Origin of the sequence: Dryocola sharpae (assembly GCF_051307055.1) — a bacterium.
GTDB lineage: Bacteria > Pseudomonadota > Gammaproteobacteria > Enterobacterales > Enterobacteriaceae > Dryocola.
On sequence record NZ_CP149994.1, the window covers coordinates 2,662,419 to 2,677,415 of the forward strand.

The 14,997-nt window shown below is 50.0% G+C and carries 16 protein-coding genes, 1 tRNA gene and 1 pseudogene; 4 read left to right on the plus strand and 14 right to left on the minus strand.

Annotation, left to right across the window (positions count from 1 at the left end; genetic code table 11):
* Positions 1–26: 26 nt before the first annotated feature.
* The 3 genes from WLO31_RS12800 to WLO31_RS12810 are packed head-to-tail and all read right to left on the minus strand — an operon-like array spanning position 27 to position 2,169.
* A complete protein-coding gene (locus WLO31_RS12800; protein WP_435926985.1) occupies positions 27–458 on the minus strand; it encodes a PTS sugar transporter subunit IIA in 432 nt (143 codons plus the stop codon).
* Positions 451–1,188, minus strand: coding sequence for a creatininase family protein (locus tag WLO31_RS12805; protein WP_435926986.1), 738 nt, complete (start codon positions 1,186–1,188; stop codon positions 451–453). Before WLO31_RS12805 ends, WLO31_RS12800 begins: the two co-directional genes overlap by 8 nt.
* A gap of 9 nt (positions 1,189–1,197) precedes the next feature.
* Positions 1,198–2,169, minus strand: coding sequence for a phosphotriesterase family protein (locus WLO31_RS12810; protein ID WP_435926987.1), 972 nt, complete (start codon positions 2,167–2,169; stop codon positions 1,198–1,200).
* A 439-nt stretch (positions 2,170–2,608) separates the two neighbouring features.
* Here WLO31_RS12810 and WLO31_RS12815 point away from each other — a divergent pair, with 439 nt between their 5' ends.
* From WLO31_RS12815 to WLO31_RS12830, 4 genes and pseudogenes are all read left to right on the plus strand, one after another.
* Positions 2,609–4,069, plus strand: a complete 1,461-nt coding sequence (locus WLO31_RS12815) for an AMP nucleosidase (RefSeq protein ID WP_435926988.1) — start codon at positions 2,609–2,611, stop codon at positions 4,067–4,069.
* 15 nt (positions 4,070–4,084) lie between these two features.
* Positions 4,085–5,866, plus strand: a complete 1,782-nt coding sequence (locus WLO31_RS12820) for an aminopeptidase P family protein (RefSeq protein WP_435926989.1) — start codon at positions 4,085–4,087, stop codon at positions 5,864–5,866.
* Between the two features lie 130 nt (positions 5,867–5,996).
* Positions 5,997–6,072, plus strand: a tRNA-Asn gene (locus tag WLO31_RS12825).
* Positions 6,073–6,233: 161 nt separating this feature from the next.
* Positions 6,234–6,726 (plus strand): annotated as a pseudogene (locus WLO31_RS12830) (tyrosine-type recombinase/integrase); the annotation flags it as partial.
* Between the two features lie 296 nt (positions 6,727–7,022).
* Here WLO31_RS12830 and WLO31_RS12835 read toward each other — a convergent pair.
* From WLO31_RS12835 to WLO31_RS12885, 11 genes are read right to left on the minus strand one after another with little or no spacing between them, the layout of a single operon-like run.
* Positions 7,023–7,769, minus strand: coding sequence for a 1-acylglycerol-3-phosphate O-acyltransferase (locus WLO31_RS12835; protein WP_435926990.1), 747 nt, complete (start codon positions 7,767–7,769; stop codon positions 7,023–7,025).
* 15 nt (positions 7,770–7,784) lie between these two features.
* On the minus strand, positions 7,785–8,240 hold the full coding sequence (locus WLO31_RS12840) for a 3-hydroxyacyl-ACP dehydratase FabZ family protein (protein WP_435926991.1): 456 nt from the start codon (positions 8,238–8,240) through the stop codon (positions 7,785–7,787).
* Complete coding sequence (locus tag WLO31_RS12845) at positions 8,230–8,583, minus strand: hypothetical protein (protein ID WP_435926992.1); 354 nt, start codon at positions 8,581–8,583, stop codon at positions 8,230–8,232. The genes WLO31_RS12840 and WLO31_RS12845 overlap by 11 nt, the downstream gene beginning before the upstream one ends.
* Positions 8,580–9,530, minus strand: a complete 951-nt coding sequence (locus WLO31_RS12850) for a hypothetical protein (RefSeq protein WP_435926993.1) — start codon at positions 9,528–9,530, stop codon at positions 8,580–8,582. The genes WLO31_RS12845 and WLO31_RS12850 overlap by 4 nt, the downstream gene beginning before the upstream one ends.
* A complete protein-coding gene (locus WLO31_RS12855) occupies positions 9,523–10,746 on the minus strand; it encodes a beta-ketoacyl-[acyl-carrier-protein] synthase family protein (RefSeq protein ID WP_435926994.1) in 1,224 nt (407 codons plus the stop codon). The genes WLO31_RS12850 and WLO31_RS12855 overlap by 8 nt, the downstream gene beginning before the upstream one ends.
* The gene (locus tag WLO31_RS12860) at positions 10,746–11,009 is read right to left on the minus strand and encodes an acyl carrier protein (RefSeq protein ID WP_435926995.1); all 264 of its coding nucleotides are present in this window, start codon (positions 11,007–11,009) and stop codon (positions 10,746–10,748) included. Before WLO31_RS12860 ends, WLO31_RS12855 begins: the two co-directional genes overlap by 1 nt.
* A 14-nt stretch (positions 11,010–11,023) precedes the next feature.
* The gene (locus WLO31_RS12865) at positions 11,024–11,632 is read right to left on the minus strand and encodes a methyltransferase family protein (protein WP_435926996.1); all 609 of its coding nucleotides are present in this window, start codon (positions 11,630–11,632) and stop codon (positions 11,024–11,026) included.
* Positions 11,629–12,522, minus strand: coding sequence for an NAD-dependent epimerase/dehydratase family protein (locus WLO31_RS12870; RefSeq protein ID WP_435926997.1), 894 nt, complete (start codon positions 12,520–12,522; stop codon positions 11,629–11,631). The genes WLO31_RS12865 and WLO31_RS12870 overlap by 4 nt, the downstream gene beginning before the upstream one ends.
* Positions 12,519–13,076: a histidine phosphatase family protein gene (locus tag WLO31_RS12875; protein ID WP_435926998.1), complete on the minus strand. Its 558-nt coding sequence runs from the start codon at positions 13,074–13,076 to the stop codon at positions 12,519–12,521. The genes WLO31_RS12870 and WLO31_RS12875 overlap by 4 nt, the downstream gene beginning before the upstream one ends.
* Complete coding sequence (locus WLO31_RS12880; RefSeq protein WP_435926999.1) at positions 13,073–13,813, minus strand: hypothetical protein; 741 nt, start codon at positions 13,811–13,813, stop codon at positions 13,073–13,075. The genes WLO31_RS12875 and WLO31_RS12880 overlap by 4 nt, the downstream gene beginning before the upstream one ends.
* Before the next feature lie 16 nt (positions 13,814–13,829).
* Positions 13,830–14,996 carry an aminotransferase class I/II-fold pyridoxal phosphate-dependent enzyme gene (locus tag WLO31_RS12885; RefSeq protein WP_435927000.1) on the minus strand — a complete coding sequence of 389 codons (1,167 nt, stop codon included), beginning with the start codon at positions 14,994–14,996 and terminating at the stop codon, positions 13,830–13,832.
* Between the last annotated feature and the right edge of the window lies 1 nt (position 14,997).

Consider the following 14,997-nt stretch of genomic DNA (forward strand, 5'->3'; position numbering starts at 1 on the left):
AACGATCCGGCAATAGCGCCTTAACATCAGGGTGACTGAAACAGTTGAAATAAGATCTCACGATCGCGGCTGGTCAGCAGAAGGTCCCGTTTTTGCGTATCGGCAAGCACGGTGACGATCCGCTGTATCAGCGCAATATGGCTGTCGCTGCTGGTCGCCGAGAGTCCGATAAGTACCGATACCGGATCGTTCTCATCGTGGCCGAACGCCAGCGGCGTTGTCAGGCGCACCAGGCTAATTTGCGCCTCTATCGCGCCCTGCTCCGGGCGGGCATGCGGCATCGCCAGCCCCGGCGCGATAACAAAATAGGGGCCGAACCGGCGAAAGTTGTCCACCATTGCCTGAACATAGCCGCTATCGCAGGCGCCTGTTTCTCTTAGCGCCTCGCCTGCCGCGATAATGGCCTGCTCCGGCGTACCGGCGGCGCTGTGGGTAACAATGGCGCGACGATCAATCATGGGCGATCTCCCTCAGATGCCGTTGCAACGACGCCAGGGTCGCATGAAAGGCGGCATCAACCAGCTGCCGTCCTTTTTCGGCGCTGGCGGCACCAGGATCGCCGAGGACCGCATAATCCGAAAATTCTGTCCAGCGCATCGGCCGCGCGCTGAAGTTTTCCGGAAAAAGAGGGTAATGCGCCCGCGCCCGCTGCATATCGACATATTCTCCGGCCAGCGCCAGCATCAGCGAAGTCTCTATTTCATCAGCATGCATATAGCCGGAGCGGGCCGTCGAGGAGGTTTGCAGTCGGGCAGCGGTCTCCGCCATGCCCGCCCAGCTGTAGCTCAGCAGGTGAATATTTTCCTCCTTCAGGCGGCGGGCGGCGGTTTTCATCGCGTCGAAATTGCCGTAATGCGCGTTGATTACCGCCATGCTGGTAACGCCGTAGCCCTGCATATTGCGCGCCAGCGCTAGCAGTATCTCCACCAGCAGATCGTTGCCGATATCAATCGCCCCCGCGTGGCCGCGCAGCGACCAGACCTGGCCGTAGGGCACCAGCGGCAGCGTCAGGGCATCGGCTCCCAGTGCGGCATCCAGACGCTCGCAGAAACGCTCGGCCAGCAGATTATCAGTGGCCAAAGGCAGATGATCGCCGTGCGGTTCGGTAGCGCCGAGGGGCAGCAACGCGATGCGCGCGCGCGTCAGCGCCGCTTTCGCCTGGCTTTCGTTAAGGGTATCGAGTCGCATACGTGATCCTTAGCTAAAGGAGAAATAGCGGGCCGGATTATCCACAAAAAACGCCTGCAGCAGCGCTTCGCCATCCATACCTGCTTCGTGCGCTTCTTCGATAAAGCGCGGCCGCCAGTCGTTGAGGATAAACTTCAATCCCAGCCCGCCCAGGCCGTAGTGGGCGCTCATGGATTTGCGGGCAAAATCGCCGCCGATAACGATGCGATGCTGGTAACCCTTGCGGCACAGCGAGAGGATGGCTTCGGTGCGCACGTTCTCCGGGTGATATTTAATGCGTGTCATGCCGTCAAAGAGGATCCAGGCGCCGGTTTTCGCCACCTGGTGATGCAGCCAGGGATCGGGGTTGCGATCCAGATGGGCAATACACAGGCGCGATAAGTCCAGGCCAAGCCGTTTAAAAATGGCGACCTGCTCCAGCGCCATAGTGCCCATTTCGGTATGGGTATGCATCGGCGCGCCGGTTTTTTGCTGGGCGCGCACGATAACCTCCATGGTTTTCCGCTCCAGCCGGGAAATGGTGTTATAGCCGGTGCCGCATTTTACAACGCCGGCGCGGTGCGAACTGCCGTCGATGCCGATTAGCACTTCGTTGCAGACCTCCTCGACCAGCGCATCCAGCGGCGTATTCTCAATCCACTCGGCAAAAGTTTGCTCATGGCCGGGGCGCCTGCTGCTCCAGAGAAATCCCTTATTGAAGCCGGCGGTGGCGATAACCTGCACCTGCTGTCGTTCAGCCATCGCCGCAACTTCAATCGCCTGGCGACCGTAATCAGGCGCGGTAGCGTCATAAAATGAACGACCACCCGCCCGGACAAAATCGGCCAGCTCCCGCTCCGATGCGGCCAGATCGTCAAGCAGTAAATCGTCGTCCTGGCGCTCTTGCCAGTAAGGTGGAATACAGTAGATATGGTCGTGGCTGTAGGTTACGCCCAGCGACTTGCTGTCTATATCGCCGTTAAGCGTGCGTATCTGTCCCATCTTGTTCCTCCTCTGGTCGGTGAGAATGTTAATGATAATGGCATTGACCACATGACCAGACAAGTGATCAAGTTCATACTTTAATCATATGACCGAAGAGCAAAACGAATTTTGTGGAAGCGGGCGTGCTTTCGTAGCAGAGCCGATCCGCAGGAAGCCGCTATAGCATGTTTTTAGCGTTTACCTCCCGGGAACTGCTGTGATGAGCAGGCAGTGATTTATTTTTTCGGTTAACTATCGAAGGCTTGATTTAAAAACATCTCCCGCGCTGAGCGACCATTTTTGAAAACCCGTGCAGAAACCTGAATGCTTTTTGCCCGCAGTTTTATGGCGCTGTCTGTTACAAAGGTGTCACATATCTCCCCTTCCGTTCTCCCGCTGGCATGAGATACTAGCTTTACCCGCGTCACCGCCGGTGCGCCCAAAAGAAGGAGAACTAATGAACAATGACGCGATAAAACACGGGCTAACGCCCGAGCAGGCGCTTGATAAGCTCGAATCCCTTTTTGATGGGGCAGTCAACGCGCTGCGCGACGCCATCAGCACCTACACGCAAGAGGGCACCTTGCCCGCTACCCTCGTGCGGGAGGCTGGCCTCTTTGTCTATCCTGAACTGCGGGTAAGCTGGGACGGCTCGACCACTAAACCTAATAAAACCAGAGCCTACGCGCGCTTTACTCATTCCGGCAGCTATACCACGACCATCACCCGCCCTGCGCTTTTCCGCGCTTATCTCACCGAACAACTTACGCTGCTGTACGAAGATTACGGCGCCCGGATTGAAGTTGGCCCGTCGCGGCATGAAATCCCTTATCCGTATGTCATTGACGGCTCCAGCCTGTCGCTGGATCGCTCAATGAGCGCGGATTTAGCCCGCCACTTTCCGACCACCGAGCTGGCGCAAATCGGCGACGAGACGGCAGACGGCCTGTTTCATCCAACGGAGTTTTATCCGCTTTCCCATTTTGACGCGCGCCGCGTGGATTTCTCGCTCGCTCGCCTGCGGCACTATACCGGCACCCCGGTTGAACACTTCCAGTCGTTTATTCTGTTCACCAACTACACCCGCTATGTGGATGAGTTTGTGCGCTGGGGCTGCCAGCAAATCCTCGATCCGGAAAGCCCGTACGTGGCGCTCTCCTGCGCCGGCGGCGCCTGGCTGACCGCCGATACAGAGGCGCCGGAAGAAGCGATTTCAGATCTGGCGTGGAAGAAACATCAGATGCCCGCCTGGCACCTGGTCGATGCGAAGGGCAGCGGCATTACCCTGATAAACATCGGCGTGGGGCCGTCGAACGCCAAAACCATCTGCGATCACCTGGCGGTACTGCGTCCGGACGCCTGGCTGATGATTGGGCACTGCGGCGGGCTGCGTGAAAGCCAGGCCATTGGCGATTACGTTCTGGCGCACGCGTATCTGCGCGACGATCACGTTCTGGATGCCGTGCTGCCGCCGGACATTCCTATTCCAAGCATCGCAGAGGTGCAGCGCGCCCTTTACGACGCCACCAAGCTGGTAAGCGGTATGCCGGGAGAAGAGGTTAAGCAGCGTCTGCGCACCGGCACCGTCGTCACCACAGACGACAGAAACTGGGAGCTGCGCTACTCCGCCTCGGCGCTGCGTTTTAACTTAAGCCGCGCGGTAGCCATCGACATGGAAAGCGCGACCATCGCCGCCCAGGGTTACCGCTTCCGCGTGCCGTACGGCACTTTATTATGCGTCTCAGATAAGCCGCTTCATGGCGAGATCAAGCTTCCGGGCCAGGCCAACCGCTTTTACGAAGGGGCGATTTCCGAGCATCTGCAGATTGGCATTTGTGCCATTGATTTATTACGCGCCGAAGGCGAACGCCTGCATTCGCGTAAGCTGCGCACCTTTAACGAACCGCCTTTCCGTTAATAAAAAGGAACTGCAATGCAACCAACTTCTCCGCTGTCTGCCCTGCGTAATCTGCTGAAAGCGCGCGAGCTTGACGGCATGCTGATACCCCGCGCCGATGCGCATCAGAGCGAAGACTGCGCGCCGCATGACAACAAACTTGAGTTTATTAGCGGTTTCACCGGCTCTGCGGGCCTGGCATTGATCCTGCCCGACCGCGCCCTGCTCTTTGTCGATGGGCGCTATCAGGTACAGGCTCGTCATCAGGTGAACCCCGAAGCCTTTGAAATCCATCACCTTCACGATGAGCCGATTCATCAGTGGCTGCGCGATAACCTGCCCGTCGGTAAGCGCATCGCTTTCGAGCCGCTGTTGATGGTGAACAGCCAGTACGAAAACCTGCGCACCAGCGGCTGTGAGCTGGTCGCCGTCAATGACGATCCGCTTAATGAGATCTGGCCGCATCGTCCGGCGGCGCCCTGCGGGGCCATAACGGTCATGCCTGATAACATCAGCGGTGAATCTTCGGCCAGCAAACGTCAGCGTGTTGCGGCCTCGCTCGTTGCAGCGGGCGCTGATTATCTGGCGCTCACCCTGCCGGATAATATCGCCTGGCTGCTGAACCTGCGCGGCTCGGATATCGCCATGAACCCGGTATCCCACTCTTTTGCGCTGGTGAAAAACGACGGCAGCATGGAGTGGTTTGTCGGCCGGGAAAAATTACAGCTGTTAAGCGACGAGATATTAGCGCCGCTAACCATCGCCAGGCCTGAAGATTTCCTGAGCCGCTGTAAAGAAATTGCCGCTGATAAACGCATCTGGCTTGACGGGGATTATGCGCCGGTGGCGGTACGCTTTGCGGTTGAAGCTGGCGGAGGCAGCCTCCTGTGGCAGCCAGACCCGATTACGCTGATGAAGGCCAATAAGAATGAAGCTGAACTGGCCGGCTACCGCGCAAGCCATATTGATGACGGTGCAGCCTGGGTGAATTTCCTCGCCTGGCTGAGCCATGAGGTTCCCCTGCGCGAAGCGGCGGGCAACCCGGTTACCGAACTTGAAGCGCAGGAAAAGCAGCTGGCTTTGCGCAAGCTTGGCGACAATTTCCAGCAGCAAAGCTTCAGCACTATTTCCGCTGCGGGCAGCAATGCCGCCATGTGCCACTACCACTCCTCGCCTGAAACCAATCATGCCATTACCGGAAACGAGTTCTACCTCAACGATTCCGGCGGCCAGTACGCGAACGGCACGACCGACGCCACGCGCACGCTGAGCTTCGGACCGGTTGATGCGCAGCGCCGCCTGCACTATACGGCGGTGCTGAAGGGGTTTCTGGCGCTGATTTCCCTGCAGTTCCCGCAGGGCACCCAGGGCCACCAGCTTGACGCTTTTGCTCGTCGTCCGCTCTGGGAACTGGGGCTGGATTACGACCACGGCACCGGGCACGGCGTCGGCCATAATCTGCTAATCCATGAAAACCCGCACCGTTTAGCGAAGAAAGTGAACCCGTGGCCGCTGCTGCCGGGCAATATCATCACCATCGAACCGGGCTATTATCTGGACGGCAGCCACGGTATCCGCATCGAAAATCAGGTGGAAGTGGTAGCCTCACGGCCGGGCTTCTGCAAATTTGCCTCCCTGACGCTGATTCCTGTCGATCTCAGCGCCGTGGATCTGTCGTTGCTAAACGAGCAAGAGATCGCCTGGCTGGATAATTATCATCTGTGGGTTCGTGAGACGCTTTCGCCGCGCGTGAGCAGCGAAGCACGCCCGTGGCTGTTTGCCGCAACCGCAGCGGTGCGCGCGCGCATGGCTGGCTAACGCTTAAAGGGCCGACAAAAACGGCCCTTTTCAGGCTTTTGCTGCAAAAATCCGCAGTCAGACACAATAAGTCCAAACAGCCTTTGACAACCCCGATGCACCTCGTTACTATGCGCCCCGTTCACACGATTCCTCTGTAGTTCAGTCGGTAGAACGGCGGACTGTTAATCCGTATGTCACTGGTTCGAGTCCAGTCAGAGGAGCCAAATCGCTGTTTTTATGCTTACTTATGCGTGCCTGTGTGATTAGGCTTCAATAAGTTAGCGTGAAAATCTTTTCCGATGCATATCTGGTTTTCCCTCCGCATCCGGTGAAATTGGTGGTCTGATTTGGGGTCATTTCAGTTCGATAATGGAGTGACCACCTTATGTCCCTGTCCGATGCGAAAATCCGCAGTATCAAGCCTTCTGATAAACCCTTTAAACTGACCGATTCTCAGGGCCTGTATCTGCTTGTCAATCCGGGCGGTTAACGCCTCTGGTATCTCAAATATCGCTTCAACCGTAAAGAATCCCGCATTGCGTTAGACGCATATCCGCAAGTTTCGCTTTCCGACGCCTGCCAGCAGCGCGACGGTATCCGCCAACTGCTGGCACAGAATATCAATCCAGCACAACAGCGCATGACTGAAAAAAGCCGCTGCGTCACCGGAAAAATGCTTTAAGGCTGTTGCGGCGGCATGGCATAAAACCAACAAAAAATGGTCGGCTGACTATGCAGAGCGCATCATTGCCAGTATGAAAAACCATATCTTTCCGGCAATCGGTCATCTGCCTGTCACCCATCTCAAAACACAGCATTTCACGACGCTGCTGAGAATTATTGAGGATAAAGGCTTTCTGGAAGTCGCCTCCAGTACTTAATGGTTCACGGGTGACCAGATATAACGCAGGCAATGACGTTTCATCTGCCTTTCCCTGAGCCTGTCAACAGGCTCTCCCCTGTATAAATGTGGGAGAGTTTATTCTCCTGGAAACAAGGTGCAGTTCATCCTCTTTTTTCAAGGCTGTTTCATTATTCACTCTCATTTAAACTACATTGCCAACCTTTTAATTCACATTAATTAAAAATAAAGGAATATCACCTAACAGTATTAACTGCCAGGCTGATGAGGGAAGTAGAACTGGATTTTCAGCCGGGCTAAGTCGATCTGTAATTAATAATCTTCCTGTTTGAGAACATATTCACTCGACATACTGAGTTCTTTATCCAATGCGGCAATTTCCGTGCTCATTTTCTCATATACAGCGGCAACAACTTCACGGACAGGCTGTGTAGCAATGGTTTCTTTGGGCACCGGCGGTAAAAACCTGATGATAATTTTTCCGTTATTAATTCTGTTAAGTTTGAAACTACCATAGTAATTACTGACACTAACCGGAATAAGCGATAACCCTGCATTACGAGCAAGATGGAAAGCACCAGTTTTGAACGGTTTCAGGCCTTTTCCATAGTTCCGCGTACCTTCGGGGAATAACCAGACGGAAATATTGTTCCTCAGCATTTTTTCTTTGGTTCTTTGCAGCGCTTGCATCGCTTTAATCTTATTACCGCGCTCGATAAAAATGTTGCCGGACAGCCAATAAATCAGGCCAAAGAAAGGGAAGTACAGGATGCTTTTTTTTCCGATGCTTACGGCCCCGGGTGGTACAGCAGCGGTAAGAAAGAAAATGTCATAGTTGCTTTGATGATTGGCGACATAGACGCAACTGCCTGAGGGTATATTTTCCCTGCCGGTAATTGTGATTTTAACCCCAAGCAGCCAGGACATTTTACTGTAAAGCTGGGCAGCGAAGCGAACATTCATGACGTTACGGGGTCGGAAAAGGCAGACAAACAGCACCACTACGCTGCTCAATAGTATAAAAACGCCCATCAAAATCAGTCTGACTATAGCAATCATAAACCTGTCCAATATTTAACTATGTTGAGTTTCGCGTTGCTGAAAGCCCAGCCACACCTGCTGGTAACTAACGACGGTTTCCTCGTCAACCTTACTTTCACCACTAATAATAATAAAGCTATCTTTGCGAACATTAAGGAAAACATGATGTTGGATAATTTCTCCGGCTATGATAGCGCGCCGGAAGTGAATATTTTTACAGGAAATAACATAAGGGGAAAAATCCCGTTCGGCACAGTGCAGATACAATCCGGCAGACTGGAAAAACGACTCAACAACCAGGCAGTCCGGATAGATAAACTCTTGATGGTTTTTAAAATCAGCGTGCCTGAAAACGTAGTCATTCAGCGAAACAAATTTTTCAGTAATGACTTTGCTGCCGTTTTCAATAACTCTGTCCATCAGTACCATCGGAAAACGATGCGGATTACCGCCAATCATCCCGATATTGATTCGGGTATTAATCTGCATGATCTTCACCTGCATAAAAAACAAAGTGAATTTTCACCACGGCTTCCTGCGATAAATCCTCCACCCGCGTCACAACGTCAATGTTGCCCTCCGCAGCCGGGTAACATTCAATAATGTAATTCAGTTGAGTGTTCGCCGTGACCATTTTAATAAATTTTGCTTGCTTGATAACATAAGGTAAATCGGCTAGTTCCAACGGAAGCAGCCTTAAAATCTCCCTGAAATGAAACACACCAGGAAGCACCGGTCTGCCCGGAAAATGTCCCTCGAAAGCCAGGTGCCCTGCAGCAAAGTACCGACTATAAGTTATCTTACTTGCGTGACGCTCCTCCGCAATTTTCACTGTGACACCCTCTCAATAAGAGCCATTCCATAAAAACCGTCTGCATCTATAGCCAGCTGTACCCCGAACTTATCATCGCCGGGGCGGGACAAAAAATCTTCCAATTGCCATGCTCCCAGCCCCGCCATCAACACTCGTGCAGCAGCAGGTAGAACCGTCAACGTCGCCTGCGTGAATCGTTGCGCCAACATCCCTGAATGGCCGCTGGCATCCCAAAGATTAATGTGGTCAACGTCGGTTTCCGCCACGCCCTGGCTGAAAAGAAAACTCGCCAGCCGATTCGCCAGCAGCGAACGTTGCGACAGCCTTCCGGTGGAGACAGCAAGAATGCGGGCTGTGGCCTGAGGCTGCGCTGAAAATATATATAAAGCGGCATAGCACTGAAGTGGGAAGCGTTCTTGCTCGTTTTGTTTCCTGTTATGACTCAGAGACTGGCCATATAACCCTTGCCAGCTCTCCAGGGCGCTGACAAAAATATCCTGAGCCTGACCCCGTCGTTTCAGGGCAAAAGCTTTGGTCAGCGCCTCATAAAACGATAGCTCGCTGGCACACAAACTAATATTCGGGCCATCAAAACCATAGTGAATGGCGGCCATTCCAGCCGTTGAATTAATTACCGTATTAGGAATATTGCCTGGGGAAATCAGATGAGGCAGCGCATTTTGCCGGGACTCAATTAGCAGTTTACAAACGCTGTCAAACGCCCCCATTGAGGTGGCGCTGACCATTGCCGCATGCGGTTCCCAGCTCGTAGTCCGGCTCAACGCGGCAAAGCAACAAAGCATATTGACCGTTTGTGAATCGATATTGCGCAACTTTTTACCCGCCAGAACCGCAGATTCATCGATTTGCTGCCGCTCCTCACTGGCCAGCGGCTGACAATTTCCGGATTGTATCCCATCTCTTAAACTGCACCAGTAGCTGAGAGAAAGAGAAAATTTATCCATGCGTATTCATACTCCTGAAAGCTACGATGGCGTTATTCCCGCCAAAAGCAAATGCATTGTTCAACGCAACGTTAACCGGCTGAGGCAAATATTTCACGTTTAACGACAGGTTTATTTCTGGGTCTAATTCGTTGAGATTAATAGTCGGGGGAATGCCGTGATTAAGGGCAAACATACAAGCAACGGCACCGAAACCGGCTGCCGCCCCCATCGCATGCCCGGTCATGGATTTAATCGAGCCACACATCGGGATGTCATCGCCAAATACCTTCTCTAATGACTGGTACTCGTTGAGGTCATTAGCAGGCGTGCCAGTGCCATGCATACAAATATAATCCACCTCTTCTGGCGCCAGGCCGGCGGTGTCAAGACAGCGTCTCAGGCAGATTTTGATTTTTTCAGGGTTAAGATTGGTCATATGGGTGGCATCACAATTCATCCCATACCCGACAACTTCACCATAAATTTTCGCTTTTCTGGCCAGCGCAGATGACAACTTTTCCAGCAGTAGAATACTTGCACCTTCCGCAGGGATAATCCCTTTGCGGTGAAGGTCAAAAGGCGTACAGTGTTTTTCACTGATAGCGGACAGGCGATGAAAGATTGAGAATGTTTTGCGACAAACCACGTCGCTGCCGCCGCATATAGCGAAATCAGCCTCAGTACTTTGCAGATATTCTACCGCGGACACAATCGCCGCATTGCTGGCAGAACAGGCATTACCAATGGTATATGCAGGCCCGGTTGAATCAAGGTAAAGACTAACGTTACGGCTGATACGGGCATGGGCAACCATATCAAAGCTGTCTGGCGGAACGGTTGCCGCATTGTGCAGTTGTGATACCAGTGCATCGATGCGCTGTGATTCACCATCGGTGGTACCAAGAAAACAGCCAACCGGCAGATTCTTGAGTTCTTCTCGCGTCAGGCCTGCGTCGTCGATTGCTAACTGAGTTCCCAAAATGGCATACAGGCTGGCTTTTTCGCAACACTCTGGCAAAACGCCGAGTGAATATTGGTTAAGGTCCAGCGCACCAACTTCACAGGCGTACTGGTGCTTATATTTACTCACATCTATGGAGCATGCAGGCTTAGCCCCGTCTCGCCCTGCGGCGAGCGAGAGGAAAAAGTCTTCTTTGCCAATCCCCAAAGCATGGACAGGTCCAAGGCCCGTCACCACTATCCGTTCACTATCGAAGGCGTTAAACTGTCTCATTAATCGGCTTCCTCCTGCTGTGCTGCAGGAATTTCCTGCATCATTGCGTAGATCGAGTTCATATCCGTCATTTTTTCTGCATGGCTTTCAGGCAGATGAATACCAAATTCCGTCTCAATGGCTGCCAAGATTTCGATGCCGGTAATAGAATCAGCACCGTACTCTGATTTGAATAGCGCATCCTCAACGATTTCTTCGCTATTAACTTCAAGAATTTCAGCAACCAATTCTTTCAGTCTGGCTTGAAAATTTTCGTGGTTCATGGCGTTCTCCAGATTTAAATAAGAAAGGGGAATAACTTCCAGGAAGATTTTTTGTAGAGTGAATACTGGTGCCCAAAGCTTGTTTTCATCATCTCTTCTTCATTTTCAATTCGACGCATGGCGAGGATGAAAAAAATTAAAAAGCAGAGTAATCCAGCATCCGGATGAAGAAAGCAGCCAAAGCCAGCCATCAGCATAATAGTTCCGCTGTAAGCAGGGTGGCGAATAAACCTGAACAAACCATAAGTAATCAGTTTATGTCCGTCCAGAACGCGTAAGGTATGGGAAAAATGTATCCCCAGTGTAACCTTAGCGCATGTCCGAAGTATGCAACCCAGTAATACCAGAAGACATCCTATTAATATCATTGCAGAGTTATTATCAACGGTATTTGCAAAATACATCAGCACAGAAATTGTTGACGAAATCACCATGGCGCTTAGGATTCCCTTATCACGGGAACGGTTATCTGAAATTTCCTTCAGGAAAAACAATTCATTCAACTCTGCTATAAAAGCAACCGGATAAAGCAATGTATCTTTACCCACATACAGTGCCATCCCCCAAGACAATATCAATGGAAATATGAAAGCAAACAGCAACGAGAAGCGGAATTTTTTCATTTTATTTCCCAGATGTCGGCAAGAGAAAAATCAACGTAATGAATCGCTATATCTTCCGATATTTCTATTTTCCAGTCTCGTTGAAACAAATCCTGAAAGCGCTCGACTGGAAATTGATTCCAGCGAAAACCGGATGAAATCAAACTTTTCATGGCTAACATTTTATAAATGAGCTTGACGAAGACCAATTTCTTTTTTGTGGGTACATATTTTTTGCCGTGCACATGTTGATTCACTACGCGTATCAGATCGTTCATGCTATAGCGATGCTGGCTCAGTAAATAGCTAACTTTTAGCGTAGGCTCATCTGTTCTATCCAGCCAGCATGAAATATAGCAGGCAATATCATGATTACTAATACAATACCAACGACAGATTTCCTCCTGTATTTCCGGCAATTTTCCTTTTTTAGCCATATTCAACAGTGGAGCGAGATTTACATCATCTTCAGCAAATACTGCAGGTATTCTCAGCAGTTCGCCAGACAGTTTATCGCTGTGCTCAAAGAAAACTTTTTCTGCATGCTGTTTGTCGGCAGAATACGCATCAGTATAGTTATTTGCGTTAAAGGCCTTAATGGTGCTTAAATGTAGCAGCCGATATTTTTTTCCTTCTACATGTGGTAGTGACTCCACCAACCGCTGGGCGATCGCTTCATTGACAACGCTTTCTTTTTTGATTTTTGCAAGACCTACGCCCGAGCAATTGATAATCGCCGTACAGTCATCAATCAGCGTCTGCCACGCTCTGTCACCGGGCACACAGCAAAAATATCCCTGTTGTGGCCGCCGTGCATAGCGCACCACTTCAATATCATTGCGTTGGCTAAGATAATCGGCAACTTTTTTACCGATAAAGCCTGTTGCACCAACGATTAGGATTTTTTTCATTTTCCCCAAATTTCCACCGTAAAACAGCCCTGTTTAAAAGCTTTACACAGTTGGAACTGCTTTTTTGTCAACCGTCTTTTCAGGTAATGCATCAAATAGCCATGCGAAACAATCGCCACGTTACCTCCCTCCTCGAGCTGAGGAAGCAATCGCTGCGATCGGCGCACAGCATGTCTGACTTTCTCCTGTTCACCGCTTATCCGCAGCAGCCAGGCAATGCGGGAAAGTAAAAACCATGTTCTGACTTTCAGTTTCACCAGCGGCAGAGGAAAAATCTTTAATCCAACCTCTGTAAGCTCTGAATTAATTATATAGTTATCAATATGGTTAAAAAGCAGCTGGCATGTGCGCTCAGCCCGCCCCAAAGGCGAACAATAGACTACTGGATTGCTTTGTTTAATTTCCTGAAAGAGTTCGGTGAGAAGAAATTTAGCTATTTCACTCTCTTCAATATCTTTCGTCTGGTTATAATCCTGCAAACGCAGCTGCGCCGCATGATAATCACAGGAAGCATAATCAATCCTCGGCGTTGCATGTCGGATAAGGATAATCATATTAAATAAGCACAGGTTATAATTAGGTTACCAACAAAAAACAAAAATGGAGTATCCCAAGTATGAGGCGATTTAGCCTCAGTCAGAGTCATAGCGAGTGGAAATAGTACAACCATCATCGCCCATCCTACCCCATGGAAATTTTGTATAAAAAGCAAAGCTAAAATTAGCGCAAAGAAGTAAACAACCATGCTACCTTCAAAGCTGCGGTAAAATATCTTATCGATAAGAAATCCTTTCACTGCATATTTATGTTTACCAAATCGCACACCAACTGGCTCAGCAAGACCATCTCCCAAAGTGGTTGTTAAAATAGTCGTATACATCAGTTCCTGAGGAATATTCCATTTATTCCATAGCAGGCTGAATAAGGCCAGCACCATAAAACCAACAAACGTTTGCGAAAAAATCCAAACCAAAGTATAGGGCCGATCTTCGGGGCGATCAATTGCTTGAAAAGACAGGGAAAGATATTTTAACTTATCACGGAAAAAGCTGATCAAACTAACGAAAAAACACACACTGGAAAGAGATGCTATAATTATTTTTTCTGTCGGATTACTGATGTTAAATATAAAATAAATAATACCGGGAAAAATGAACATCGAGAAATGGCCGATTTTCCTGGTGTAGTTTATTTTGATATTGTACATGTGCGCCAACTGACCAAGGCTTGAACAAAGTAACCAGTAGCTACAAACCAGCACTAAAACAGGAAAAAAAATGCTTATAGACATTAAACGAGCCTCTGCTTCAACTAATACGGAAAATCGCCTGTTGTAAGGCTTCGGCCAGAAGATCGATATCTTCTTTCTTATGATTTCGCGTTAATGTTATCCTCAGTCGGGATTTGTTTTTTTCTACATAAGGCGGAACAAACAGCGAGGTCATAATATTATTTTGCAGTAGGTAATCATTTACCGCTGCCGCCTGCGCCGCTTTTTCAAAGATGACGGGAATAATCGCAGAGGCTGAATACATCTTATTGACCGGGGTCTGTTCCAGACGGTGATGAGCGTAGTTAACAAGTTCCGCCAGTTCAGCCCGTCGAATTTTCCCTTCACGTTGATTAATTTCTAACGCCATGCAGGATGCAGCGGCAACGCCTGGTGAGACAGCCCGGGAGGCATTATAGGTCGCACTTTTATATCTCACTTTTTGTGCTAGCGCGTCATCTTTGATGATACAAAAGCCGCCCGTTGAGCCGAAAGACTTGCTCATGGTACCGATGATAACATCTACTTTACCCAAGCAACCGCTGGCTTCAACCAGACCACAACCGTTCTCACCCAAAGCCCCAACACCATGTGCATCATCAATGTAGAGAACGATCCCCGGATAACGTTCTTTCAGTTCACATAAGGCAGCAACATCACAAAAATCGCCATCGGCTGAAAAAAGGCCGTCTGAGACCACAAGTATTTTTTTCCCAGGATTATTTTTTACAATATCCGTCAGTTTAGAAATATTGCCATGTTGATAGACACGGAATGGCCTACTGCTCAGTTTGACCGCATCGTATAGGGATACATGGCAAAGTTTATCCATAACAATCAGATCGACTTCTTCTGAAATAATAGGAAGCGCACCAATGTTCGCCTGATAGGATGTAGTATACATCAACGACGAGTTGACCTGATACATTTCAGCATAACGGTTTTCTAACTCTTCATGATATTCAGTATAACCACAAAAAATCATTGGACCACTGATGTTAGTGCCGTACTTCCGTATCGCTTTAATTGCAGCATCCTTCATTAATTGATTATCTGCCATACCCAAATAATCGCAGGATGAAAAATTCAGATTTTTGTCACCATTCGCCAAATTTAAATGACGACCGCAGGCAGAACGTACACGTGGGAAATAGTGTAATTTGATGTCGTCATTTTCTGCACTAACCATTTCATACAAACTCATT

Coding starts and splice junctions, on each gene's coding strand:
- WLO31_RS12800 (WP_435926985.1), bottom strand. CDS start 458: ATGATTGATCGTCGCGCCATTGTTACCCACAGCGCCGCCGGTACGCCG.
- WLO31_RS12805 (WP_435926986.1), bottom strand. CDS start 1,188: ATGCGACTCGATACCCTTAACGAAAGCCAGGCGAAAGCGGCGCTGACG.
- WLO31_RS12810 (WP_435926987.1), bottom strand. CDS start 2,169: ATGGGACAGATACGCACGCTTAACGGCGATATAGACAGCAAGTCGCTG.
- WLO31_RS12815 (WP_435926988.1), top strand. CDS start 2,609: ATGAACAATGACGCGATAAAACACGGGCTAACGCCCGAGCAGGCGCTT.
- WLO31_RS12820 (WP_435926989.1), top strand. CDS start 4,085: ATGCAACCAACTTCTCCGCTGTCTGCCCTGCGTAATCTGCTGAAAGCG.
- WLO31_RS12835 (WP_435926990.1), bottom strand. CDS start 7,769: ATGATTGCTATAGTCAGACTGATTTTGATGGGCGTTTTTATACTATTG.
- WLO31_RS12840 (WP_435926991.1), bottom strand. CDS start 8,240: ATGCAGATTAATACCCGAATCAATATCGGGATGATTGGCGGTAATCCG.
- WLO31_RS12850 (WP_435926993.1), bottom strand. CDS start 9,530: ATGGATAAATTTTCTCTTTCTCTCAGCTACTGGTGCAGTTTAAGAGAT.
- WLO31_RS12855 (WP_435926994.1), bottom strand. CDS start 10,746: ATGAGACAGTTTAACGCCTTCGATAGTGAACGGATAGTGGTGACGGGC.
- WLO31_RS12860 (WP_435926995.1), bottom strand. CDS start 11,009: ATGAACCACGAAAATTTTCAAGCCAGACTGAAAGAATTGGTTGCTGAA.
- WLO31_RS12865 (WP_435926996.1), bottom strand. CDS start 11,632: ATGAAAAAATTCCGCTTCTCGTTGCTGTTTGCTTTCATATTTCCATTG.
- WLO31_RS12870 (WP_435926997.1), bottom strand. CDS start 12,522: ATGAAAAAAATCCTAATCGTTGGTGCAACAGGCTTTATCGGTAAAAAA.
- WLO31_RS12875 (WP_435926998.1), bottom strand. CDS start 13,076: ATGATTATCCTTATCCGACATGCAACGCCGAGGATTGATTATGCTTCC.
- WLO31_RS12880 (WP_435926999.1), bottom strand. CDS start 13,813: ATGTCTATAAGCATTTTTTTTCCTGTTTTAGTGCTGGTTTGTAGCTAC.
- WLO31_RS12885 (WP_435927000.1), bottom strand. CDS start 14,996: ATGAGTTTGTATGAAATGGTTAGTGCAGAAAATGACGACATCAAATTA.